At 69.9% G+C, this 22,723-nt stretch carries 16 protein-coding genes and 2 pseudogenes; 10 read left to right on the top strand and 8 right to left on the bottom strand.

All coding sequences use genetic code 11. From position 1 onward, the window contains the following. The first annotated feature begins 327 nt into the window (after positions 1–327). The 4 genes from ACFCY7_RS14075 to ACFCY7_RS14060 all read left to right on the top strand — a co-directional run bounded on the left by ACFCY7_RS14075 (position 328) and on the right by ACFCY7_RS14060 (position 4,804). Entirely contained in the window at positions 328–1,590 is a 1,263-nt protein-coding gene (locus ACFCY7_RS14075) for an extracellular solute-binding protein (RefSeq protein WP_376484429.1), read from the top strand. Between the two features lie 29 nt (positions 1,591–1,619). After that, positions 1,620–2,534, top strand: coding sequence for a carbohydrate ABC transporter permease (locus ACFCY7_RS14070; RefSeq protein WP_376484427.1), 915 nt, complete (start codon positions 1,620–1,622; stop codon positions 2,532–2,534). Further along, positions 2,534–3,442, top strand: a complete 909-nt coding sequence (locus tag ACFCY7_RS14065) for a carbohydrate ABC transporter permease (RefSeq protein ID WP_376484424.1) — start codon at positions 2,534–2,536, stop codon at positions 3,440–3,442. The genes ACFCY7_RS14070 and ACFCY7_RS14065 overlap by 1 nt, the downstream gene beginning before the upstream one ends. A gap of 84 nt (positions 3,443–3,526) precedes the next feature. Beyond that, the gene (locus ACFCY7_RS14060; protein ID WP_376484421.1) at positions 3,527–4,804 is read left to right on the top strand and encodes an extracellular solute-binding protein; all 1,278 of its coding nucleotides are present in this window, start codon (positions 3,527–3,529) and stop codon (positions 4,802–4,804) included. Between the two features lie 74 nt (positions 4,805–4,878). On the opposite strand, the gene ACFCY7_RS14055 is transcribed toward ACFCY7_RS14060, so the two are convergent. From ACFCY7_RS14055 to ACFCY7_RS14025, 7 genes and pseudogenes are all read right to left on the bottom strand, one after another. Beyond that, on the bottom strand, positions 4,879–5,787 hold the full coding sequence (locus ACFCY7_RS14055) for an ROK family protein (RefSeq protein WP_376484419.1): 909 nt from the start codon (positions 5,785–5,787) through the stop codon (positions 4,879–4,881). A gap of 138 nt (positions 5,788–5,925) precedes the next feature. Beyond that, complete coding sequence (locus tag ACFCY7_RS14050; protein ID WP_376484436.1) at positions 5,926–6,363, bottom strand: discoidin domain-containing protein; 438 nt, start codon at positions 6,361–6,363, stop codon at positions 5,926–5,928. Next, positions 6,358–8,313 (bottom strand): annotated as a pseudogene (locus tag ACFCY7_RS14045) (beta-N-acetylglucosaminidase domain-containing protein); the annotation flags it as partial. The gene ACFCY7_RS14050 and the pseudogene ACFCY7_RS14045, both read right to left, overlap by 6 nt. A gap of 150 nt (positions 8,314–8,463) precedes the next feature. After that, the gene (locus ACFCY7_RS14040; RefSeq protein WP_376484433.1) at positions 8,464–10,845 is read right to left on the bottom strand and encodes a M4 family metallopeptidase; all 2,382 of its coding nucleotides are present in this window, start codon (positions 10,843–10,845) and stop codon (positions 8,464–8,466) included. Between the two features lie 170 nt (positions 10,846–11,015). Further along, positions 11,016–13,418 (bottom strand): M4 family metallopeptidase, encoded by a 2,403-nt coding sequence (locus ACFCY7_RS14035; protein ID WP_376484417.1) that lies wholly within the window; start codon positions 13,416–13,418, stop codon positions 11,016–11,018. A gap of 697 nt (positions 13,419–14,115) precedes the next feature. Then, entirely contained in the window at positions 14,116–14,460 is a 345-nt protein-coding gene (locus ACFCY7_RS14030; RefSeq protein WP_376484416.1) for a hypothetical protein, read from the bottom strand. 21 nt (positions 14,461–14,481) lie between these two features. Then, the gene (locus tag ACFCY7_RS14025) at positions 14,482–14,964 is read right to left on the bottom strand and encodes an NADAR family protein (RefSeq protein ID WP_376484413.1); all 483 of its coding nucleotides are present in this window, start codon (positions 14,962–14,964) and stop codon (positions 14,482–14,484) included. 414 nt (positions 14,965–15,378) lie between these two features. On the opposite strand from ACFCY7_RS14025, the gene ACFCY7_RS14020 reads away from it, so the two are divergent. After that, positions 15,379–15,981 carry a GNAT family N-acetyltransferase gene (locus tag ACFCY7_RS14020; protein ID WP_376484412.1) on the top strand — a complete coding sequence of 201 codons (603 nt, stop codon included), beginning with the start codon at positions 15,379–15,381 and terminating at the stop codon, positions 15,979–15,981. 99 nt (positions 15,982–16,080) lie between these two features. Then, positions 16,081–16,980, top strand: a complete 900-nt coding sequence (locus tag ACFCY7_RS14015) for a hypothetical protein (RefSeq protein WP_376484411.1) — start codon at positions 16,081–16,083, stop codon at positions 16,978–16,980. A gap of 188 nt (positions 16,981–17,168) precedes the next feature. Here ACFCY7_RS14015 and ACFCY7_RS14010 read toward each other — a convergent pair whose 3' ends face one another. After that, the gene (locus ACFCY7_RS14010; protein WP_376484410.1) at positions 17,169–18,011 is read right to left on the bottom strand and encodes a hypothetical protein; all 843 of its coding nucleotides are present in this window, start codon (positions 18,009–18,011) and stop codon (positions 17,169–17,171) included. 292 nt (positions 18,012–18,303) lie between these two features. On the opposite strand from ACFCY7_RS14010, the pseudogene ACFCY7_RS14005 reads away from it, so the two are divergent. The 4 genes and pseudogenes from ACFCY7_RS14005 to ACFCY7_RS13990 form a co-directional block, all read left to right on the top strand. Continuing rightward, a pseudogene (locus tag ACFCY7_RS14005) lies at positions 18,304–18,453 on the top strand (HAD family hydrolase); the annotation flags it as partial. A gap of 286 nt (positions 18,454–18,739) precedes the next feature. Next, positions 18,740–19,927: a LeuA family protein gene (locus tag ACFCY7_RS14000; RefSeq protein ID WP_376484407.1), complete on the top strand. Its 1,188-nt coding sequence runs from the start codon at positions 18,740–18,742 to the stop codon at positions 19,925–19,927. Beyond that, positions 19,924–20,790: a prephenate dehydratase gene (pheA, locus tag ACFCY7_RS13995; protein WP_376484405.1), complete on the top strand. Its 867-nt coding sequence runs from the start codon at positions 19,924–19,926 to the stop codon at positions 20,788–20,790. Before ACFCY7_RS14000 ends, pheA begins: the two co-directional genes overlap by 4 nt. Further along, positions 20,787–22,721 (top strand): FAD/NAD(P)-binding protein, encoded by a 1,935-nt coding sequence (locus ACFCY7_RS13990; RefSeq protein WP_376484401.1) that lies wholly within the window; start codon positions 20,787–20,789, stop codon positions 22,719–22,721. The genes pheA and ACFCY7_RS13990 overlap by 4 nt, the downstream gene beginning before the upstream one ends. The last annotated feature ends 2 nt before the right edge of the window (positions 22,722–22,723 follow it).

Below are 22,723 nucleotides of genomic sequence, written 5' to 3'. Positions count from 1 at the left end.
GCCCCCCGCGCACCAGATGCGCGGGGGGCGTCGTGCTGTCCGGCGCCGGGACGCCTCGACGGTCCTCCCGGGGTGCCGAGCGCCCGACGCCCGGGCGCCTCCCCGGGGTGCCGAGCGCCGAACATCCGGGCGATTAGGCATCGTTCGCGTAACGACCCCTGGTACCGGAGCCCTGTCGTCGTGTTTACTTTGCCCACAGCAGATGCTCGTTCCTGAGCGAAAGCGTGAAGCAGCAGTCACCTTCATGCACACTCCGAGCAGCTGTCGTTCCTTCACCCCACCGGCCGCCCCGTCCGACGGCCGGTAGATGCAAAGGCGGTACTGACGATGGACAAGCGGATGTTCGTGGCGGCCTGCACCATAGGCGTGCTCACCCTCACGGCCTGCGGCGGCACCAAGGACGGCGGCGACTCGGCGAACGGCGAGGTGACGCTGAAGCTCGTCGCCGCGGACTACGGGGACAAGGCGTCGAACAGCTCGACGGCCTACTGGAACGACGTGGCGCGGCGCTTCACCGCCGCCAACCCGAAGATCAAGGTCGACGTCCAGGTCGTCAACTGGAACGACATCGACTCCCAGGTCAAGACCATGATCCAGAGCGGCAACGTGCCGGACGTCCTCCAGACCGGCGGCTACGCCGACAAGGTCGCCGACGACCTCCTGTACAAGGCCGACGAGGTGCTGTCGGAGTCGACCCGGAAGAACCTCATCGACAGCTTCGCCAAGGCCGGAGAGGTCGACGGCACCCAGTACGGCATTCCGTTCGTCTCGTCCGCGCGCGCCTTCTTCTACAACAAGGACCTGTTCGCCAAGGCCGGCGTCACCGAGGCGCCCAAGAACTGGGACGAGCTCAAGGCCGCCGCCCAGAAGATCAAGGCCAAGGCCCCCGGCGTCACCCCGTACGCCCTTCCCCTCGGCCCCGAGGAAGCACAGGGCGAGTCCCTGATCTGGGAGCTCGGAAACGGCGGTGGTTACACGGACGCCAAGGGCGGCTACACCCTCGACGCCAAGGCCAACGTCGAGGCGTTCTCCTGGCTGAAGGCGAACCTCGTCGGCCCCGGTCTGACCTACGCCAACCCCGCCACCACCGACCGCAAGACCGCCTTCGCCGACTTCGCGGCCGGCAAGACCGCCATGCTCAACGGCCACCCCTCGCTCATCCAGATGTCCAAGGACGGAAAGGTCGACTACGGCGTCGCGCCCATCCCCGGCAAGTCCGGACCGCTGACGTCCACGCTCGGCGTCGCCGACTGGATGATGGCCTTCAAGGACGGCGGCCACAAGGAAGAGGTCCGCAAGTTCCTCGACTTCGCGTACTCCAAGGAGAACACGCTGAAGTTCGACGAGACGTACAACCTCATGCCGGTCACCGAGGACACGCTCCAGGAGATGACCGCCAACGGCAAGCACAAGGACCTCGAACCCTTCTTCACCCTGCTGCCGAACGCCGTCTTCTACCCGCTCGGCGACACCACCTGGGACGCCGTCTCCGCCGAGATCAAGAAGAGCGGCGGCACCGCCGTGAACGACCCCGCGAAGGTGCTGGGCGAGCTCCAGAAGAAGGCCGAGGCGGCGGTCGCCGACCAGTAGGCCCGGGCCCCGTCACGGAAGGCACCCTCGTGTCCACCACCTCATCCGCCACCCGCCCCGGCCGCAAGGGCCCGGGCGGCCTGGCCCGCCTCGGCCCGCTGCCCTGGATCGGACCCGCGGCCCTGCTCATCGTCCTCGTCGTGCTCTGGCCCGTCTACGAGATGGTCCGCACCTCGTTCCTGAAGATCAGCAGCAGCGGCTTCGTCCGCGGCTCGGCCGGAACCGACAAGTACAAGCAGCTGTTCGAGGATCCGGCCCTGCCCTCGGTCGTCGTCTCCACCGTCATGTGGACCCTCGTCGTGGTCACCACCACGATGGTGATCTCCCTGGCCCTCGCCCAGCTGTTCAACCAGAAGTTCCCCGGCCGCCGCGTCACCCGCTGGGCGCTCATCGCACCGTGGGCCGCCTCGCTCGTGATGACCGCGATCGGCTTCAAGTGGATGCTCAACCAGACCTCCGGCGTCCTCAACACCGTCATGAAGGACCTCGGCCTCATCGACGGCCCCGAGGACTGGCTCGGAGACCCCTCCACCGCCTGGCCGTGGATGATGTTCGTGGCCGTCTTCGTCTCGCTGCCCTTCACCACGTACACCCTGCTCGCCGGACTCCAGACCATCCCCGCCGAGCTCTACGAAGCAGCCAAGGTCGACGGCACGAACACCTGGCAGACGTACCTGCGGATCACCCTGCCGCTGCTGCGCCCGTCACTGCTCGTCGGCATGGTGATCAACCTGATCAACGTCTTCAACTCGTTCCCCATCATCTGGAGCATGACCCGCGGCGGCCCGGACAGCGACACCGCCACCACCACGGTCTTCATGTACCAGCTGAAGAACGCCGACATCGGCCAGTCCGCGGCGATGTCCGTCGTCAACTTCGCCCTCGTCGTGGTCATGGTCGTCCTCTTCCTCAAGGCCAGCCGCTGGAACCAGGAGGAGACCTGATGACTCGGCACACCCTCACCGCCGTACCCGCCACGATCCCCATCCCCCCACCGGAAACCACCGCCGCGCCCCCGCGGACCCGGCCCCCGCGAACCGTCACCCCCCGCACCCTGCTGACCGCCGCGGCCGCGTGGCTGCTGGCCGCCGTGTTCCTGCTGCCGTACCTGGAGATGGTGATCACCGCCCTCCGGCCGGCCCACGAACTGCGGGACGCCACCTACCTGCCGAGCGACTTCGAGTGGGCCAACTTCATCGACGTGTGGCGCGAGTCCCACCTCTGGGACAACCTCCGCGTCACCCTGCTCGTCTCCGCCGGATCGACCCTGCTCGTCCTGCTGGTCGCCATCCCCGCCGCGTACTACACCGCCCGCATGAAGTTCCGCGGCCGCAAGCTCTTCCTGCTGCTGGTCCTCATCACGCAGATGTTCCAGCCGACGTCCCTGCTGGTCGGTCTCTACCGCGAGTTCTACCAACTGGACATGCTCAACTCGGTCTGGACCCTGATCCTCTGCAACGGGGCCTTCAACCTGGCCTTCGCGATCTGGATCCTCACCGCGTACTTCTCCTCGATCCCCGAGGCGCTCGAGGAAGCCGCCATGATCGACGGCCTCGGACGCGGCGGCGCGCTCCTGCGGATCACCCTGCCGCTGGCGATGCCCGGAGTCGTCACCGCGATGATCTTCACCTTCATCGCCGCCTGGAACGAGTTCGTCATGGGCCTGACCCTCTCCACCGTTCCGGAGAACCAGCCCCTCACGGTCGGCATCAACAGCTTCATCGGCAACTACACCGTCCAGTGGAACTACCTGTTCGCCGGCTCGGTCATCGCGATCGTGCCCGTCGTCGTCCTCTTCGCGCTCATCGAGCGCAAGGTCGTGTCCGGCCTGACCGCCGGCTCCGTCAAGTAACCACCGCCCGCCCGCTCCCTGCCGCCCGCCCGACGACCGGCAAGGGGCGGGCCTTCACGTCGCGCACAGCAAAGGGAAGAACCCGTGCCCCAGCACCGACATGCCCTGACCGCAGCCGCCACCGCTCTCGTGCTCTGCTTAACGTCGGCAGGCTGCGCCGACACCTCCGGCGAGGTCACCCTGCGGCTGGTGGCCGCCGACTACGAGGTCGCCGCCGGCCGGTCCGACAGCACCGAGCGGTACTGGGCGGAACTCGTCCGTGCCTACGAGTCCGCCCACCCCGGGATCAACATCGAGGTGGAGATCGTCTCCTGGGACCACATCGACCGCCAGGTGGCGGACATGGTCAAGGCCGGCAAGGCACCCGACATGGCCCAGATCGCCTCGTACGCCGAGTTCGCCGAGCGGGGCGACCTCTACCGCGCCGACACCCTGCTCTCGATCCCCGTGGAGGCGAACTTCCTGCCGGCCCTCGCCGAACAAGGACGCTACCGAGGGACCCAGTACGGCATGCCGTTCACCTCCTCGACGCGGCTCCTCTTCTACAACCGGAAGGCGTTCGCCCGGGCGGGCATCGACGAGCCCCCGGCGACATGGGCCGAACTGAAGTCCGCAGCAGAGCAGTTGAAGAGCCGTACCGGAATCGCGTACCCGGTGGCGGTGCCATTGGGTCCCGAAGAGGCGCAGATCGAGGCGATGGCCTGGATGCTCGGAGGCGGCGGTGGCTACACGGGACTGAACGGCTCCTACGAGATCGACTCGCAGAAGAACGTCGACAGCCTGGACTGGGTCAAGGAGAATCTCGTGAAGACGGGACTCACGGGTCCCGTCCCGCCCGAACGCCTCAACCGCAAGGACGCCTACTCGGCGTTCGTACGTGGTGAGGTGGGCATGGTCAACGGGCATCCCTCCCTCCTCCAGCCGGCGCGGGCCGCCGGCATCGACGTCGGCAAGGTGCCCGTGCCCGGCCGCGACGGCAAGTCCCGTGCCGCCCCCGCGGTGGTCGACTGGATCATGGCGTTCAAGCGCAACGGGCACCCCCAGGAGATCGGCAGCTTCCTCGACTTCCTCTTCAGCGACGAGAACGTGCGCGAGTTCGCGGCACGCAACAACCTCCTGCCGGTCACCGTCTCGGTCACCCAGCAGATGGAGGCGGACGACCGGCACCGGGACCTCCGCGAGTTCCTGCAGGAGCTGCCGACATCGGTCCTGCCGCCCGTGGGCAAGACCTCGTGGGGCGCCGTGGGAGACAGCACCAAGAGAACCATCGGCAGCGCGATGACCGACGAGGGAAGCCCCGCCAAGGCCCTGCGCCGGATCGCCGGCGACGCCTCCCTGGCCGAGCAGGCGCACGAAGAATAGGGGCGGAAGGCCCCCGGCGGTCACGGATCGCCGTGCCTGGCCGACCCCCACTCGCGCCACCGTCGCCGCCGCCGTCAGGCAGCAGTGACCTCGCGCTGGAGCTCCTGGGCGAGGAGGGCCGCTCCCATGCACCCCGAGCGATCCCCGAAGGCGGCGGGCAGCACCTCGGGCATGACCTGGAAGGTCAGCCGTCGGGCCAGGGCATCCCGAAGCGGGGCGAGGCGTCCCCCGCCCGCGCCGCCCAGCTCTCCGCCGATGACCAGCCGTTCGGGGGCGTACAGGGTGACGGCCGTCGCGAGGGTGGCCGCCAGCGCCTCCACGGCCTCCGCGCAGACGGCGCGGGCGACGGCATCGCCCGCGTCGGCGCGGTGGTACAGCTCGCCCGCGCCGACCCCGCGCCACCTCGTGAGCAGGGAGTACCGACGGGTGAGCGCGAGGGAGGAGGCGATGGTCTCCAGGCAACCCCGCCCACCGCAGTGGCAGAGTTCGCCGCCGGGCCGGACCACGAGGTGCCCGAGCTCGCCTCCTCCGCCTTGACCTCCCGGCACGACCTGGCCGTCGAGCACCCACGCGGCGGCGATTCCCGCGCCGACGGAGACGAACAGGAAGTTCCGGCTGCCCCGGCCGGCCCCGAGGCGCGCCTCGGCAAGCCCACCGGCGCGCACGTCGTGGCCGAAGGCCACGGGCATCTCCAGGTGCTCGGCGACCCAACCCCGCACCGGCATCTCCCGCCACCCCAGCGCACCGGCGAGAACCGCGCTGCCGGACCTGTCGTCCACGACGCCGGGCACCACGATCCCTGCCGCCACCGCGCGGCTGCGCCGGGCAAGGGTGGAGGCGCATTCCAGTACCGTCTCGAGCACCGCATCAGGCCCTCGCTCCGGGCGGGTGAACCAGCGCTCCCGTTCCCGCAGGATGCCGTCGGGGCCGAGCGCACAGCCCTTGATGTACGCCCCGCCGACCTCCAGAGCGACGACGTTCATACACCGATCCATTTCTTGCATCAGTAATGCTCGAACATGAGCTATTTATAGCCGTGATGAGCACTACTGAGCAATCCTGGGTCTGTGGGGCGCCCGTGACACGCCATCGCTCGCTCCTGCCCCACCTGCCGGAACTCGCTACGTCACGGGAGCGCCGTAGACGGCCATCTCGTAGAGGGAGTAGCCCCAGGAGGTGGCGCGCGCGACGCCTTGCATGCGGACGTGGGTGACGGGGCGGTCGGAGGCGAGCCGGACGACGTCGTTGCCGCAGGCCGACGGTCGGCGGGTGGCGGCGGAGGTCCAGTTCACGCCGTCCTCGGAGGTCTCGATGCGGTACTCGGCGGCGCACGCCGCCTCCCAGGCGAGGGTCACCGCGGCGATTCGGGCCGGCGCCGCGAGCCTGACCTGCACCCACTCGTCGTCGCCGTACCCGGAGGCCCATCGGGTGCCGGTGGAACCGTCGTTGACGTGACGGGCGGCCAGCCGGTCGAGGTCGGCCTCGACGCTGGACGCCGTCGCCGTGCCCTTCAGCGCGAGGTTCTCGCCGCCGCCGGCCACGTCCCACAGCTCCAGCATGACGTCGGATCGTACGAGGAAGGCATCGAGGACGCCGTCGCCGACCTTGGTCCGGGCCTTCCCCCAGGTGTTGCGCGCCGGGTCGACCCGTACCGCACCGGCCTGTTCCTGGAGGTCACGGGAGTGGGCGAGCAGCGCCTGGGAGCGATCCGGATCGCCCGTCCGGCGCGCGGAAACGGCGTCCACCATGGCGACCGTCGCGCGGCCCCACAGCTCCGTGGCGTCGAGCCAAGCGTCCGCGTCGGCCACGAAGCCCTCCTGCACCGCTCCGGCGCGGATCCGTGCCGGAGCCTCTGCGACGGAGACGGCGTGGCTCCGCAGTGCGGCCAGGGCCTCGGTGCGCAGACCCGCGTTCCAGTCCGTCCAGAAACGCTCGACCCTGCGGCGCAGTTCGGGCGCCTGTTCCTGCCACGGCGTCGCTCCGAAGGTGGGCGCGAGGTGCTCCAGGTCCGCGAAGACGCGCAGCGCCGCGGCAGCCGTGGCATCGCCGCCCGCGAGATAGGCCATGGCCCGCGTCCAGCTCGTGCCGGCGTCGTAACCGCGGTCGTTCCACGCGAAGTCGGCGGCGCCGAACACCGCGATCTTGCTGGCGTAGGGTTGGTTCATGGGGTTGGCGACGATGCCGTTCAGATGCGCGGACAGTCCGGCCTCGCGCTTGTCGTACGGAGCGAGCAGCAGCCGGCCGCTGGTGGCGCCGAAGTCGTTGACCGGATAGTTGTCCCAGACGAAGACCTTGCGGCCGAACAGCTTCGAGGCCGCGTCCGCCTGGGCGTTGGTGATCGACGGGGGGACGACGTCGGTGCCGGTCCACATGACGACGACCGCGGGGTCGAGGGCCGCGCGCAGGGTCCGCTTGTACGCCGAGTCGCCGAGGTCCCCGTACTCCGTGGGCACCATCTGCAGGGGCCGCGTCCCCGGGCGGGCGGCGACGAAGGTGCGCTGGACGTCGTTGAGGAGGTCCACCTGCGCCTGCGCGGCGGCGGCACGCCCGGGAGACCCGTAGGCCTTCCGGTCCCCGTCGCAGTTCCACGAGGTGTAGTCGATGTCGTCCAGCGGGATGGAGAACGCCCGGGCGCCCAGGCCGTGGACGGTCTCCAGCTTCGCCTTCAGCGCGGCGCGGTCCGCGGGGTCCGAGTAGCAGATGGACGCGCCCGGAGACACGGCGAAGGTGAACGCCACGTGGTTGGCGTTGGCCCGCTCGATCAGCCCGCCCAGCTCGGCGAGCTTGTCCGACGGGTACGGCTGACGCCACCTGTCCCGGTGGTACGGGTCGTCCTTCGGGGCGTACACGTAGGTGTTGGCCTTGACGTCGCCGTAGAAGTCCATCTGGTCCAGGCGCTCGGCCGGGGTCCACGGCGCGCCGTAGAAGCCTTCGATCGTGCCGCGCAGGGGCATGGAGGGATGGTCGCTGACGCGGGCGCCCGCGATGCTCCAGCCGCCGTCGGCGGTGCGGACGAAGAGCTGCCGCAAGGTCTGGACGGCGTAGTACTGCCCGGAGCCGTCCGTGCCGCCCAGCGCGACCTGCCGCTCCGGAGCATCAGCGGTCACCCGCAGCGCGTAGCCCTCCGCGTGGCCGGGAACGGTCGTGCCGGCGAGGGCCGCGGCGATGTCGGGCCTCGACGCGGGCCCCAGCCGTACGGTGAGCAGACCGCGCGCGCCGGCGTGACCCGGCGCCACGACGTCCACCCTCTCGGCTCCGTGGGCCCGCAACTCGCGTACGAGGCGGTCACGCGCGGCCCGGTCGGTGCGGTCGTCGGCGGCCACGAGGACCCGCCCGGTGACCACGGCGTCCTTTCCGGACCTGTCGATGGACTGGGGCGTGGGGGAGACGGGGGGAAGTGCGGCGGTGACGACGGGGACGGCGTGGGCCGGTTGCCCCAGGCCCGTCTGTCCGGCGACGAGCGCGACGGCGAGGAGCGGGGCACTGAGCAAGGAGCGAGGTCTCTTCACGGCTGCCTCCGGCGGGGGGAGAAGCAGGGCTCCCGAACGGGAGCCCTGCGCAACTGATGGAATTGACAAGGGTGTTGAGAGTTGCGAGCGATGCGCGCCGGCCGCCCGGCTCGACTCGTTCCGAGCCGAGCCGAGCGGCCGGTGGGTGGTTCAGTTGTGGAGGGTGATCGCGGTGTCGTCGATCAGGAAGTAGGTCGGGATGGACCCGTCCTCCGCGCTCGTGAACGTCAGGGTGACGTTCTGCCCGGAGACCGAGGCGAGGTCGAACGTCTTCTGGACGTAGCCGGTGCTCTTGTCCAGGTTGGAGTACGTGGCCAGGGTGGTGCCGTTGGCCGTGACGGTCATCTTGTCGTACGGGATGGTCGTGGTGCCCTCGTTGGTGACGACGCGCAGCCAGAAGCTGACCGTGGCCTTGCAGCCGTTGGGGATGGACACCGTCTGCGTCAGCGTGTCGGGGGCCGTGGAACCGTTGCCGCCCACCAGCGACTTCCAGGTGCCGGTGCGTGCCGGCAGCCAGGAGTTGTCGTTGCTGATGACGGGGCCGGTACCGGTCGCGCTCCAGGCGGTGACGCCGGACTCGAAGCCTGCGTTGCCGAGCAGCTGCGTCGTGGCGCAGGAGCTTGCGTTGTAGGTGAGCCAGGAGAACGAGACGACGTCGTAGGCCCCGGTGGAGTCCGTGACGGTGAGCGTGACGGTGGCGGTGCCGACCGTGCTGGGCGTGCCGGTGATCTTGCCGGTGGAGGTGTTGAGACTCAGGCCGGCGGGCAGGCCGGTGGCCGTGTAGGTCATCGCCCCGGTGTTGCTGCTGGTGGCCTGGACCTGCAGGCTCACCGCCGTACTGGTCGAGGAGACCTGGTTGCCGGGGTTGGTGAGCGTCACGCCCTGGGTGACGCGGGGGCCGACGTTGACCGCGGCCCAGGCGTTGCCGACGTTCTTGTAGGTGGGGCTGCTCGCCCCGTACAGGTCGGCGGCCGCCTGGAGGGTGGCGACGCGGGCGCCGGCGTAGTCGGTGTTGCTCGTCATGTAGGTGCTGAGCGCCCGGTACCAGATCCTCGCGGCGGCGTCTCGGCCGATCGGGTTGACCGGCAGGCCGTCGGAGGTCGGGCTGTTGTAGGCGAGGCCGTTGACCGTCTTGGCGCCGCTGCCCTCGGAGGCCAGGTAGAACCAGTGGTTGGCCGGGCCGGAGGACCCGTGGACGTCGATGCCGCCGATGCCGGAGTACCAGGAGTCCTTGGAATAGCCGTCCTTGGACGGCCGGTCCATGTAGCGCAGCGGCTTGCCGTCGAGGTCGATGTTGATCTTCTCGCCGATCAGGTAGTCACCGACGTCGGAGGAGTTGTTCGCCCAGAACTCCACCGCGGTGGCCAGGATGTCGGAGGTGGCCTCGTTCAGACCGCCGGACTCGAAGTCGTAGATCAGGCCGGCGGTGTTGGAGGTGACGCCGTGCGTCATCTCGTGCGCCGCGACGTCGATCGAGGTGAGCGGGTTGGTGTTGTAGTAGCCGTCGCCGTAGGTCATGCAGAAGCAGACGTCCCACCAGAACGCGTTGCGGTAGATGTCGCCGTAGTGGACGCGGGAGTACGCGGCGACGCCGTTGTTGCGGATGCCCGTGCGGGCATGGACGTTCTTGTAGTAGTCCCAGGTCAGCTGCGCACCATAGGCGGCGTCCACACCGGCCGACTGGTTGTGGCCGGGGGCGCCGGTGCTCCAGACGTCGTCGGAGTCGGTGAACGTCGTGCCGACGGGGATGTTGCCCCCGAAGGGGTCGTCCGTGGCGTGAGCGAGGTCGGTGGTCTTGTGGCCGCCGCGGGTGCTGTCGACCAGGCTGTAGTTGCCGGCGGACCCCGTGGTGTTGAGGGTGACCTGGCCGGCGTACTGGCTGTTGCCGACGCCGTTCTTGACGGCCTGGTACTCGAACAGCCGGGCGCCGGTCTTCGCGTCGGTGATGACGTGCAGTTCGGAGGGGGTCTTGTCGTGCTGCACGCCCCCGACGACGGTCTCCCAGGCCAGGGTGGGTCTGTCGGCGGCGGCCCAGACGACCTTGCGGACCGAGTCCGCCCTCGGGGACGTGGCGCCTTCGGACGTGGCGCGCCCCAGTGCGAAGGACTTCGCCGAATCGGCCGTCTTGACCGCGGTGGTGGAGGCGACGGCGACCGTCGCCCGGGTGGCCTTGGTGACGCTCTTGACAGCGCCGTCGGCCGCTGCGTGCACGACCAGGTCTCCGCCGAGGACCGGCAGGCCGGCGAAGGTGCGTTCGTAGCGGGTGTGCAGCGTGCCGTCGGCGTCCTTCAGGACGGACTTCGGCAGCAACTGCTCCTGCGCGCCCAGGCCCAGGGCATGGGCGGTGGTGGTGCGGTGCGCCTGCGCGTCGGCGAGCAGCGCCGCGTGCTGGGCCGGGGTGAGCTCCGCCTTCAGAGCGCCGGCTCGGGGCGCCGGACTGAGGGAGGCGGCCGGCGCTCGGGTGCCCGTGGCGGCGGAGGCCGGAAGTGCGGAGGCGGGAAGTGCGGAGGCGGGAAGCGCGGCGGCGACCATGGCGACGCTGGCTATCAGGGCACCCGCGGCGACGACTTTGCGGGGGGAAGGTCTCACAGTGAACTCCTAGGATGGCGGCCGAGAGGCTCGGCCGAACACCGGGCGGACGACGGAGCCCGCCCGGGGAACGGCGCCGATGTTCAGCGCTGGGGCATCGGTCGTGCGCGAAGTCAGGGAGCGACGGTGAGGGCGATGTCGTCGAGCAGGAAGGACGTCTGCATGGCGTAGTCCTCCGCGGCCGTGAACTTCAGGGTGACGCTCTGCCCGGCGAAGGCGGAGAGGTCGATGGTCTTCTTCGCGTAGTCGTTGTTCTTGTCCAGGTTGGAGTACGTGACCAGGGTGGTCCCGTTGGCCTGGACCTTCATGGTGTCGTACACGGTGTTCATGATCTCGTTGGTGTTGATGTTCAGCCAGTACGTCAGGGTGGTGGGGCAGCCGGCCGGGATGGTCACCGTCTGCGTGAGGGCGTCGGTCTTCGTGAAGCCGTAGCCGCCCATCCACGCCTTCCACGTACCGGTGCGCGGCTGCAGCTTGACGCCGTTGTCGATGATGCTGCCGGCGGGGGTGGAGGTCCACGCGGTGTCACCGGACTCGAAGCCGGGGTTGCCGAGCAGCTGCGCCGGGTTGCAGGGGCCGGGCGTGTAGATCTTCCACGTGAACGTGGCGGTGGAGGAGGCGTTGGTGGAGTCCGTGACCGTGACCGTGACGTTGCTGGTGCCCAGCGCCGTCGCGGTGCCGGAGATCAGGCCGGTGGAGGCGTTGATCGACAGGCCCGCGGGCAGGCCGGTGGCCGTGTAGGTCAGCGCGCCGGGGTTGGTGCTGATGGCCTGGACCTGCAGGCTCCCGGCGGTGTTGATCGCCGTGTACTGGTTGCCCGGGTCGGTGATCCTCACGCCCAGGGGGAGTCGGGCGCCGACGTTGACGGCGGCCCAGGCGTTGGCGGCGTGGACGTAGGTCGCGCTGCCGTTGCCGTACAGGTCGGCGGCGGCCCGGAGGGTGGCGAGGCGGGCGCCGGCGTAGTTGGTCGAGCCGGTCATGTAGGTGGTCAGCGCGCGGTACCAGATCTTCATCGCGGCGTCGCGGCCGATCGCGGTGACCGGCTGCCCGTCGAAGGTCGGGCTGTTGTAGCTGACTCCGTTGACCGTCTTGGCGCCGCTGCCCTCGGAGGCCAGGTAGAACCAGTGGTTCGCCGGGCCGGAGGAGTGGTGGACGTCGGCCTCGCTGAGGGTGGAGTACCAGTAGTCCTTGGACTTGCCGTCCTTGGACGGCTGGTCCATGTAGCGCAGCGGGGTGCCGTTCCCGCGGATGTCGATCTTCTCGCCGACCAGGTAGTCGCCGACGTCGTTGGCGTTGTTCGCCGAGAACTCCACCGCGGCGGCGAAGATGTCGGAGGTGGCCTCGTTCAGACCGCCGGACTCGCCGCTGTAGATGAGGCGGGCGGTGGCGCCGGTGACGCCGTGCGTCATCTCGTGGGCGGCCACGTCGATCGAGGTGAGCGGCTTGGCGTTGCCCGCGCCGTCGCCGTAGGTCATGCAGAAGCAGAAGTCGTCCCAGAAGGCGTTGACGTAGGCGTCGCCGTAGTGGACCCGGGAGTAGGCGGCCACCCCGTCGTTCCTGATGCCGCTGCGCGCATGGACGTTCTTGTAGTAGTCCCAGGTCACCTGGGCGCCGTAGTGCGCGTCCACGCCCGCCGTCTGCGTGTTGGCCGCCAGGCCGTTGCCCCAGACGTCGTCGGCGTCGGTGAACAGAGTGCCCTGCTGGCTGTCGTTGGTCGAGTGGCCCATGTCGTAGGTCTTGTGACCGCCACGAGGGGCGTCGTTCAGGGTGTAGCTGCCCGCGGATCCCGAGGTCCCGATGGTGACCTGGCCGCTGTACTGGCTGTTGCCGACGCCGGTGTGAATCTCGTCGTACTCGAAGATCTCGGCGCCGGTGGTCGCGTCGGTGATCACGTGCATCCGGCTGGGGGTGCCGTCGTGCTGGAGCCCGCCGACCACGGCCTCCCAGGCCAGGACCGGCTTGCCCGAGCCGGCCCAGACCACCTTGCGGACCAGGTCGGCCTTCGGGGCCTTCGAGCCCTCGTCCTTGGCCTTGGCCAGTGCGACGGCCTTCGCCGACTCTGCGCTCTTGGCGGCCTTCGTGGAGGCGACGCCGATCACGGCCTTGGTGTCCTTGGTGACGTCCCTGACGGTGCCGTTCGCTGCCGCGTGCACGATCAGCTCGCCGCCCAGGACCGGCAGTCCGGCGTACGTGCGGTCATAGCGCGTGTGCACCGTGCCGTCCGCGTCCTTGAGCACGGACTGGACCACCAACGCCTCCTGCGCACCCAGGCCCAGGGCCTTGGCCGTGGCAGCGCGCCCGGCCGTGGCGTCGGCGACCAGGGCGGCCCGCTCGGCCGGGCTGAGCCTGACCTGCAGCGCACCGGCCCGGGGCGTGGCGCCGGCGGAAGCGGCCTGCGCCCCCGCCGGGGCCGGAGAGCCGGCGTGCGCGGTGCCGGCCGGAAGCGTCGCCGCGACCATGGCGGCACCGGCTATCAGCACTCCCGCACTGACAGCCTTTCGGGAAGAACGTCTCACTCTGAGCTCCTTGACTGACGACCGAGGGTCTCGGCCGTTGAGGAATCGGGCGGCTCGGTCCGAGCCGCCTCGACGGAACCGACGAAGTGGTGCGCGATCAACTACCGCCGAGAGACTGCTCGTTGCGAGCACGTTCTCTGCGCCAGATTGCTCAGAAGAGTGCCATGGTTGCGTTAACTCGTCATTACGCCGACGCAGGTTGGCTGGAATCCACGCTTCCAGATGTCCTCTGTGGTCTGGACCTGGGAGTGGTCGCACCTATGGCACAGAACCATCGGCGCTGCGTAAGCGGGTCCGCGTGAAGGGATGGGGTCAAGCGGCCGGCTCGCACACTGCGGCAAGATGTCGCCATGCGCGTGTCCCGGCCGAAGTGCGCCGATGTGATGCGCATGGCCCAGGAGCCCCTGGACGCCGCGCTCAGTGGACGGGCGTCAGGAGTGGCAAGCGCCCCGCAGCACCCGACCGAGTGAGCATCCAACCTGACGGCGGATGAAGGGAGTTGGGGGACGACCGCACGGCACGAAAGTGACGAACCCTCGGACGGCTGCCGTCCGTCACACCCCCGCTCCGCCCGGCCTCGTCCCCCTCACCGCCGCGTGCCCCCCCACGGCACCGTCGACACTCTGGTCGTACCAAGAGGTCGGCCGTCCTACCCGCGCTTGGGGCCCGCCACCTGAACGTCGAGGAGCGCGGGAGATCACGGACGTCGTGCCACGAAGACGAACTCTCCCCCTGGGCGGTCGGGCGCATCGAGCACATCCATGCTGACCTTTCGGGATCGAGGGAATGTCCCGCATGGGTACAGACATGAGCGGGCGATCATGCGGGCGCCGTGTTCTTCGGCGTCGAACTTGGGCGGCCGGCTGCCGCGCGACCCGAGCTTCTTGCGGGTGCGCGCCTGGTCGGCCTTGTCCGGGATGGTGCAGCGGATACCGTGTCGACGCAGGTAGGCACGGTTCTTGCGCGACGCGTACGCCTGGTCGGCGCGGACCCGGTCGAGCCGGGTCCGCGGACGGCCCGAACCCGGGTGTGCGACGCGCACCTACCGCACACGTTTCCCGGATCACCGCCTCGGGCGGCCGCCGTCGCCGTCGGGGGCTTCGGCGAGTTCGGCGCGCAACTGGTTACGGGTGCGCACCAGAATCCGTCCAAGCATGTTCTTGCCGTTCCCGGTTCTGCCCCGACCCCAGTAGTGATCGGTGGTGGTGTCTTCGACGATCCCTTCGTCACCGGTGGACAGGAGAATGTCACGGATATCGGCATGCGTGCGGAACTTGGTTGCCACCGCACGGCGCATCACGTCGTCCTTGACCCGCTCCCAGTCCCTCCGCGGAGGTCTGAACGAGTCACGACCCAGCTCCGCCGCCCGAAGCGGCGTGCGCGCACGCCGGATGAGATCAGCGTGACGAGTTCCCTTGAACTTCTGCGCCTGGAAGTAGTGTTCCGCGGTTGGCCACCGCACCCCGTCGACGTCGAAGCCGTGATCGGAAAAGTTCGAGAAGCATCCATAAGGGACTTCGTCGGCGCCATAGAAGTAAATCGTCATGGGAACCTCACGCATGTCACGGAAACCCGCACCGTGTCAGGCATGCCCCAGCCTCCGCAACCAGATTTCTCTGCCATACCCGGACCTTCACGGCACCAACGACCCGGTGAACCTTCCCGGTCACAGCGCTGGAGACCCCGGCCCGAGCACGTACTCGCGGATCGCGAAGTCCGCCCCCTGGATTCGACGCTGAGACGTACAAGGAGCGCAATACCGTTGAGCCGTGCATCGTTCGGCTCTATCAATGGAGGGGGCCTGGCCATGCGAACCGACATGCTTGTCATCGCGTATCAGGCTGTACTCCGGCCGGCTGCCATCCTTGTCTGGGCCCGTCGATGACCAGGCATCACGACGCGCGCCGTGGAGCGGAGAAATACGGTGGTCCCGGCCTGAAGGCACCCATAGCATCCGCCTATGACCGAAGACATCAGGATTGCGGGCGACGAGCACGAAGCAGAGGCTGAAAGGGAGATTTCCTGGCGGGCGAAATCCGTCGGCCTCGCAGTACTCGACATAGACGACGCAGAGCTCATGCACAGCTGGCGATCCGATCCTGTAGTCGCCCACCAGATGGGCATCTGGCCACGCTCACTCACCGCCGTGCGCGCGCGCATCGAGCGCGACATCGAGGACGACGACCGCGACGACTTCCTGATCCTCCCTCCCGATGGCACCCCTGTCGGCTACGTCGCACTGACCGGCCAGAACATCGTCAACGGCACAGCCCAGGTCGAGCTGATGCTCGCTGCTCGGCATCGTGGGCAGGGCCACGCCACCGCTGCCCTCGACGCCGTGGTGGACCTCGCCTTCGGTGAACTCCCGATGTATCGACTCACGGCGGAAACCCACACCGACAACGCGCCCGCGCTCGCCGTCCTTGCCAAGTCCGGCTTCACCCAGGAAGGGATCAGCCGCGCCGCCTGCCTTCACCGCGGCCGCCGCCACGACCTCGCCGTGTTCTCGCTACTCCGCCCCGAGTGGGAAGAGCTGAACCGTCCTCGTGCCTGGGATGCCTGACCCGGGACGGCGTAGGGATCCCGCTCCGTGGACCGCCCCCTCGTCGAGCCGCCGAGAATCGGCTGGTCAGCGGCGGGTGGTGCTGACCATCCTGTCCCCATGGGAGACAGAGCCAACGTCATCGTGGTCCGCGAGAACGGAACGCACGAGCTGTACCGGACTGGCTGGGCGGTAGGGATCGACCTCGACCTGCTGGACGGACCGGAGGCCGTGCTCGCCATGCTCCCCGAACTCCATCAGGACGACTGGTGGTTGGACGAGGAATCGGCCCAGGGCGGAGTGCTGCTCGACCTCGGCCAGAAGGTCCTGCTGTTCTTCGCGTGGGAGGGGCCGAGCACCGAGCTCCGGCACCGTGCGTCCACCTTCGAGCTGATCCGGGCGGCGTGGCAGGGCTGGAAGGTCCGCTGGTTGTACGACGGCGCGGCTGAGCTGCGTAAGTACGTCGGACTGGATCCGGAGTACGTCCGCCGGCCCGGATCCGCCCTCTCCACAGCCCCGTTTCTCGCCCCCGACGACGAGGACCTGGCAGGGCCGGACCCGGGCGATGTGGTGGTCACCGTCGGTACCGTCGGTACCGTCGGCACCGACCACTGCCACGTCGCCTCCGGCGCCTTCGACCACCCCGTTCGTGAGGGTGCCTCCCTGCTCGACCGCCTGGCGGATGCCCCCGAGCACGGAGTGTGCCGCCTGCACGTGAACTCCGGCATCCACCTGGATCCGGAACGCCACCGCCTGGGCTGGTGGTCCCTCGCCTCCTCCACGCAGGCGTACGAGATACCGAAACTGTGGTCGGGCTGGACAGTGGAGTTCTGGCAGGACGACTGGGAACGGCACGTCCGGGCCTCCGGCGGCCGCTTCTCCCCGGCACCGTTCGACCCCGCGGGGGAGGAGGCCAGGGCCGCGGTGCTCGCAGAGGCCGAGGAGCGCAGGATCCAGCGGGCCCGTCACCGCGCCCAGGTCACCCACCTCCGCACCGCACCGGCCCCGCCGGCCGGCTGATCCTCCGCAGGCGTGACTACGCGCGCGCCGGCTACGCAGGGGCCCGAAGCCCTGCGGCGACTGCCGGGCCTCTTCCGACTCCCGGCCCGGCGTTCCCGCCCGGCGGACTGACCTTCGTACACCGGCTTCCACCCACCGACGACTGCCATCGGCTCACGGGCTGTCGGCGGTCCCGCCGGAGGTCCTCGTCAGCGGCGCCCGTATCTGGCCGCCATCGTGTGGAACACCTTCTTCGGTTCCCAGCGCCTCTCGTCGAGCACCCGGACGACGCCGTAGGAGCCGAGGTCCAGCTCCCCGGGCCTGCTGTACCCGGCGAAGGTGAACCAGAACGCGGAGTCCACACCTTCGTCCTCGAAGACGTCCAGCAACTCGACGAGGTAGTGCGCCTGTTCGTCTTCGTCCGGGACCGCGCCGTCCGGCACCTGCCAGGCCATGCCGCCACGCTCGCCCGCGCCCCGGTACGCACAGGTTCCGTACTCGGTCACCGCGACGGGCTTGCCGTGCGCGAGGTGTCCACGCAGCTCGTCCCGGAAGTGGTCGGCGTTGTAGGCGGCCCGGTAGGCATCGATGCCGACGAGGTCGAACGCGGTCCAGTCGACGAACTCCCAGGGACCCGAGGCGTAGGTCACCCGACCGCCGAAGTGCGTCCGCACGGTCGCGGCGACCTGGGAGAGGAAGTCGTTGAGGCGTTCCTGAACGGGTCCGAGGGAGGACCACCACTCCATGTCGGCGGCGGCCATGGCCCGCATGCGGTCGCCGTAGGTGTCGCCCGGAAGGAAACCGCCGCAGAACGCGCTGATCTCGCAGCCGGCGACGAACACCACATCGGCACCTGCCCTCCGTACGGATTCGGCCCGAGCCGCGCAGTCGGCGAAGAACGGGAGCAACCGGTCGCGGGGAAGGTCCACGGGGAACGGGGCGAACCAGACCTCAAGGCCGGCCTCCGCGGCGAGCCGGGCGGCGATGCTCAACCGTTCGGGCTCTCTTCCGGAGACGCGAACGGCGTCGCAGTGGAGAACCTCGGAGATCACCGCCATGTCCTGTGCTGATCGGTCTCGACTTGTCAGAGATGCTTGCGTCCCCCTATTCGATCTTCGCCGTCCTCGCCGGAACCGGCCTGCTCGTCGACGGCGCGCGAAGGATCATCCGGCTCCGACGTCCCGGCGCGGGTACGTCGAGCGTTGGCCCGGCAGCTCGACGAAGCCGGCCAACGGGTTCCGCGAGCCGAACTCGCGTCAGTCATGCGCATGTTGGCCGGAGAGCCGATCCCGCCGTGGCGCCCCGTGCACGTCGAAGACCCGGAAGAAGCCCGCGCGGGTGCCCGGCGTCGCGGCGGCCCGCGCGGCGGGAATGCGAGCCTTCGGCTACGCAGGCGGTCCGACCCCCGCCGAACGACTCGAAGGCCCGGGCACCGTCGTCTTCGACGGCATGCGCGAACTGCCGGCCTTGCTCAGCGGGCGGGCTCGGACCTGATCGCCGCCGCGTCGACCGTCCTGACCCGCCGGCGGTACTGCTCGGAATCCTGATGTCCGATCGTGGCGACCGCCGGTGGTGTCGGCATCGGCCCCGGGAGGAGGAGGGGCGCGGAATACGGTCGTTGGTGGACTCTCGCTCCACCAAAGGCGTGGGGGTGATTCCGAGTGGGTGGTGGGGCGTGCGGGGTTCCTCCATCAGCGGATGACGGGGAGGGGGCGGGTCCCGAGGATCGGTGGTTGTTCGGCTGAGGAGGCCGAGTGCATCCCAGGCCCTTGGGGGAGAAGTGAACGAGTACGCAGCACCCCGTCGCATATCCGTCTTCGACACCACGCTCCGCGACGGTGAACAAGCGCCGGGCAACGCGATGAACCCGGAGCAGAAGCTCGAACTGGCCCAGCTGATCGCCGGGTTGGGGGTGGACACCATCGAGGCGGGCTTTCCCGCCTCGTCGCCCAGCGACTTCGAGGCGACCCGGCTGATCGCGCGGCATCTGACCGGGACCAAGTTCGCCACGTTCTCGCGGACGACTCGCCGGGACGTCGAGATCGCCGTCGAGGCCGGCGGAGTCGACAACCACCAGGTGCAGATGGTGGCCACCGGCAGCCAGATCCACCTGTCCCACAAGCGGGGCATCACCCGGCAGGCGGCGGTGCGGGAGGTGGTGGACACGGTGAGGTTCGCCGTGTCCCTGGGCGTCACCGACATCGCCGTCGGCATCGAGGACGCCAGCCGCGGTGAGGACGACCTGCTGCGGGCGCTGACCGAGGCGGCCGTGGACGCGGGAGCGACCTGCATCATCCTGGCCGACACGACGGGATGCCACACTCCCGAGGAGTTCGGCACCCTCATCGGCAAGATCCGCCGATGGGCGCCGCACCCCATCAAGGTCTCCACCCACTGCCACAACGACTTCGGTCTGGCGACCGCCAACACGCTGGCCGGCCTCGCGGCCGGCGCGGACGAGATCCAGGTCGCGCTCGGCGGCATCGGCGAGCGGGCCGGCAACACCTCGCTGGAGGAGGTCGCCGCCGTCCTCGCGTACAAGACCGAGCTGCTCGGGATGACCACGGGCGTCCGCCTGGAGGCCATGTACGCGGCGTACAACCGGCTGCGCGAGATCATCCGCCTGGAGGAGCCCCGCAACAAGCCGATCTTCGGCAAGTACGTCTTCGGCACCGCCGCCGGGATCCACCAGCAGGGCATGCTGAGCGACCCGAGCACCTACGAGTACGTCGAGCCCGCGCGCTTCGGCCGCGAGCGCTCGCTGCTGATCGGGCGCCACTCCGGGCGGACCGTGCTGCGCCACCTCATCGAGCAGCTCGACGTGGACGTCGACGAGACCGAGCTCGACGAGCTGTACCGCGTCCACATCGCCGAGCGGGAGCAGGGCGACTGCGAGGACCTGTCGGTCGTACGCGAGCGGCTCGCCCTGGAGCTCGGCACGCGCCTGGCGGTGGCAGCGGCGCGATGAGGTACGCCTATCTGGGCCCGGAGGGCACCTTCACGGAGTCCGCCGTCCGGCGGCTCGCGCCCTCCACCCGGCAGACCGCTCCCTTCCCCACCGTCCCGGCGGCGGTGGAGGCCCTGCGGTCCGGCAGGTTCGCCAGGGCCGTGGTCCCGCTGGAGAACTCCGTCAGCGGCGTGGTCCCGCCCACGCTCGGGGAACTCGTCGCGCACGCCGGGCAGCTCAGAATCGATGCCCAGGTGACGATCGGGGTCACCTTCGCCTTGATGGCGGCCGAGGGAACGAGACTGTCCGACGTACGGCGGGTGGTGAGCCATCCGCACGCGCTCGGCCAGTGCCGCCAGTGGGTGGAGCGGCACCTGCCGCACGCGGAGACGGTCATCGCCGACTCCACCGCGGCGGCCGCCGTGGCACTGGCGCAGGGCGGGGCGGCCACCGACGCCGCGATCGCCGCCCCTGAGACCGCCGCACGCTACGGGCTGAGCGTGCTGGCCCACGACATCGGCACGCGCCGCGACGCCATGACACGTTTCGTGTCACTGCGCCGCAGCGGCCCCGACGGGCCGCCGACCGGACAGGACCGCACCGCGTTGCTGATCACCTCCGACCGCTCGGATCCCGGCGTGCTCACCGGCGTGCTCGGCGAGCTGAGCCGGCGGCAGGTGTCCATCGCCTGGATCCAGTCCTGGCCCCGGCTGACCGCGCGGGGGCGCTACCACTTCCTGGTCGAGGTCGACCGGCACCTCGCCCATCCGGGCCTGGCGGAGGCCGTCGAGGCGATGCGCAGGAGCGTCGACTCGCTGAGCCTGCTGGGGAGTTATCCGTACATCGTCGACCGTGAGGTCAAGGGGGAGAAGGCAGCCGCATGAGTGCGACGCGCATCGCTGTGATCGGCAGCGGGCCCAGAGGAATGATGGTGCTCGAGCGGCTCGCGGCCCGGCTCGGGGAACACCCGGGCCCGCTGGACGTCCGCATCTTCCTGGTCGACGCGGTGGAGCCGGGGGCCGGGCAGGTCTATCGGACCGACCAGCCCGACTGGTTCCTGATGAACACCGTGGCGGGGCAGTGCTCCGCGTACTCGGGCGAGCCGGACGGCGGCCCGGCACGGGCCGGGGCCGGCCCGTCGTTCGGCCAGTGGTGGGAGTCCGTCGGGGACTACCCCGGCCCGGACAGCTACGCGCCGCGCGGGCAGTACGGCAGGTACCTGCGCTCGGTGCTCGACGCGGTGACGGAGTCCCTGCCGGCCGGCGTACGGCTGCGGAGCATCAAGGAACGCGTCGAGGACGTCGTACGGCTCGACGGCCGCTACCGGATCGCCCTGTCGGGCGGCGAGCGGCTGGACGTCGACCGGGTCGTTCTGGCCACCGGGCACTCCAGGCACCGGCTCACCGGGCGGGAGGGCGGCCTCGCCGACCTCGCCCGGCAGCACCCGGAACTCCGCTACATCCAGGGCGAGTCGGCGGCCGACATGCCGCTGGACGAGATCGCTCCGGGCTCCGGCGTCGGCGTCATCGGGCTCGGTCTGTCCTTCTACGACGTGATGGCGGCCCTCACCGTCGGACGCGGCGGCCGGTTCGCCCCGGGCGAGGGCGGCACGCTCGTCTACCACCCCAGCGGCGAGGAGCCGGTGATCGTGGCCGGATCGCGCAGCGGAATGCTGCTGCCGGCCCGGGGCCGGAATCAGAAGCCGCCCCAGTACTCCTACCGCCCGGTCCTGTTCACCCCGGGGCGGATCCGGTCCCACCAGCCCCGCGGCCCGCTCGACTTCACCCGCCACGTCCTCCCGTGGCTGAAGGCCGAGATCGAGCTGGTGTACTACGGAACGGCCTTGCGGAGCGGCTTCGGCGGCGAGGTCGCCGACCGGTTCGTCGCCGGGGTGGAGCTCGCCGCCGAGCAGGGCGTGCCCTCCGTGGAGGCCATCGCCGCACGCCTGGGACCGCCCGGCGTGCCGCCGATCGACATCGACGCGCTCGCCCGGCCCTTCGCGGACCGCGCCTTCGCGGACCCGGAGGACTTCGGCCGGGCGCTCCGCGAGGAGATCGAGCGGGATCTCGCGCATGCCGAAGTGGGCAACGTCGCCTCGCCGCTCAAGGCCGCGCTCGACGTCATGCGCGACACCCGCTGGGTCCTCCGCGAGCTGGTCGACTTCTCCGGGCTGACCGGGCGCTCGCAGAAGGAGGACTTCCTCGGCTGGTACGTACCCAGGGCCTCGTTCCTCGCGGCAGGGCCGCCGATGGAGCGCCTCCGGCAGGTGCTCGCCCTGCTCGACTGCGGGCTGCTCCGCATCGTCGGGCCGCGGACCCGCTTCGACGGCGATCCGGCCGAGGGCGTGTACGTGGTGTCCTCGGCCCAGGTCCCCGGCTCCGCCGTGCCGGTGACGACGCTGGTCGACGCGCGGATTCCCAGCCCCGACCTGCTCGGCGACCTCAGCCCGCTCACCGCGAGGCTGCGCGAGTCCGGCGCGTGGACGAGCTACGTCAACCGCAGCGGCGGCGCCGGTTACGACACCGGCGGCGTCGCCGTGACCAAGAGTCCGTTCCACCCCGTCGCCGCCGACGGCGGAATCGACGAGGACATGTACGTGCTCGGCATCCCCACCGAGCACACCCGGTGGTTCATGCAGGTCGGCAGCAGCCGGCCGGGCATGTGGAGCGACTTCGTCCATGACGCCGACGCGATAGCGGCGCACGCGCTGCGCCCCGTGGCCCGGGTCGACGTGTCCCGGGCGCAGACGCCCGAGTTGGTCGGCTCGGGCGTGGAGAAGGCAGGCGAGCGATCGCCGGAGAGGAAGGTGGGATGAGC

The sequence above is a fragment of the Streptomyces sp. NPDC056361 genome (assembly GCF_042262805.1).
Classification (GTDB): Bacteria; Actinomycetota; Actinomycetes; order Streptomycetales; family Streptomycetaceae; genus Streptomyces.
This window is presented reverse-complemented; position numbering and strand designations above follow the sequence as displayed.

Excerpts from the sequence above, each read along its gene's own strand:
- ACFCY7_RS13990 (WP_376484401.1), top strand. The coding sequence starts at position 20,787 with ATGAGTGCGACGCGCATCGCTGTGATCGGCAGCGGGCCCAGAGGAATG.
- pheA (WP_376484405.1), top strand. The coding sequence starts at position 19,924 with ATGAGGTACGCCTATCTGGGCCCGGAGGGCACCTTCACGGAGTCCGCC.
- ACFCY7_RS14050 (WP_376484436.1), bottom strand. The coding sequence starts at position 6,363 with ATGCTGGAGCTGTGGGACGTGGCCGGCGGCGGCGAGAACCTCGCGCTG.
- ACFCY7_RS14055 (WP_376484419.1), bottom strand. The coding sequence starts at position 5,787 with ATGAACGTCGTCGCTCTGGAGGTCGGCGGGGCGTACATCAAGGGCTGT.
- ACFCY7_RS14020 (WP_376484412.1), top strand. The coding sequence starts at position 15,379 with ATGACCGAAGACATCAGGATTGCGGGCGACGAGCACGAAGCAGAGGCT.
- ACFCY7_RS14015 (WP_376484411.1), top strand. The coding sequence starts at position 16,081 with ATGGGAGACAGAGCCAACGTCATCGTGGTCCGCGAGAACGGAACGCAC.
- ACFCY7_RS14040 (WP_376484433.1), bottom strand. The coding sequence starts at position 10,845 with ATGGTCGCCGCCGCGCTTCCCGCCTCCGCACTTCCCGCCTCCGCACTT.
- ACFCY7_RS14075 (WP_376484429.1), top strand. The coding sequence starts at position 328 with ATGGACAAGCGGATGTTCGTGGCGGCCTGCACCATAGGCGTGCTCACC.
- ACFCY7_RS14025 (WP_376484413.1), bottom strand. The coding sequence starts at position 14,964 with ATGACGATTTACTTCTATGGCGCCGACGAAGTCCCTTATGGATGCTTC.
- ACFCY7_RS14065 (WP_376484424.1), top strand. The coding sequence starts at position 2,534 with ATGACTCGGCACACCCTCACCGCCGTACCCGCCACGATCCCCATCCCC.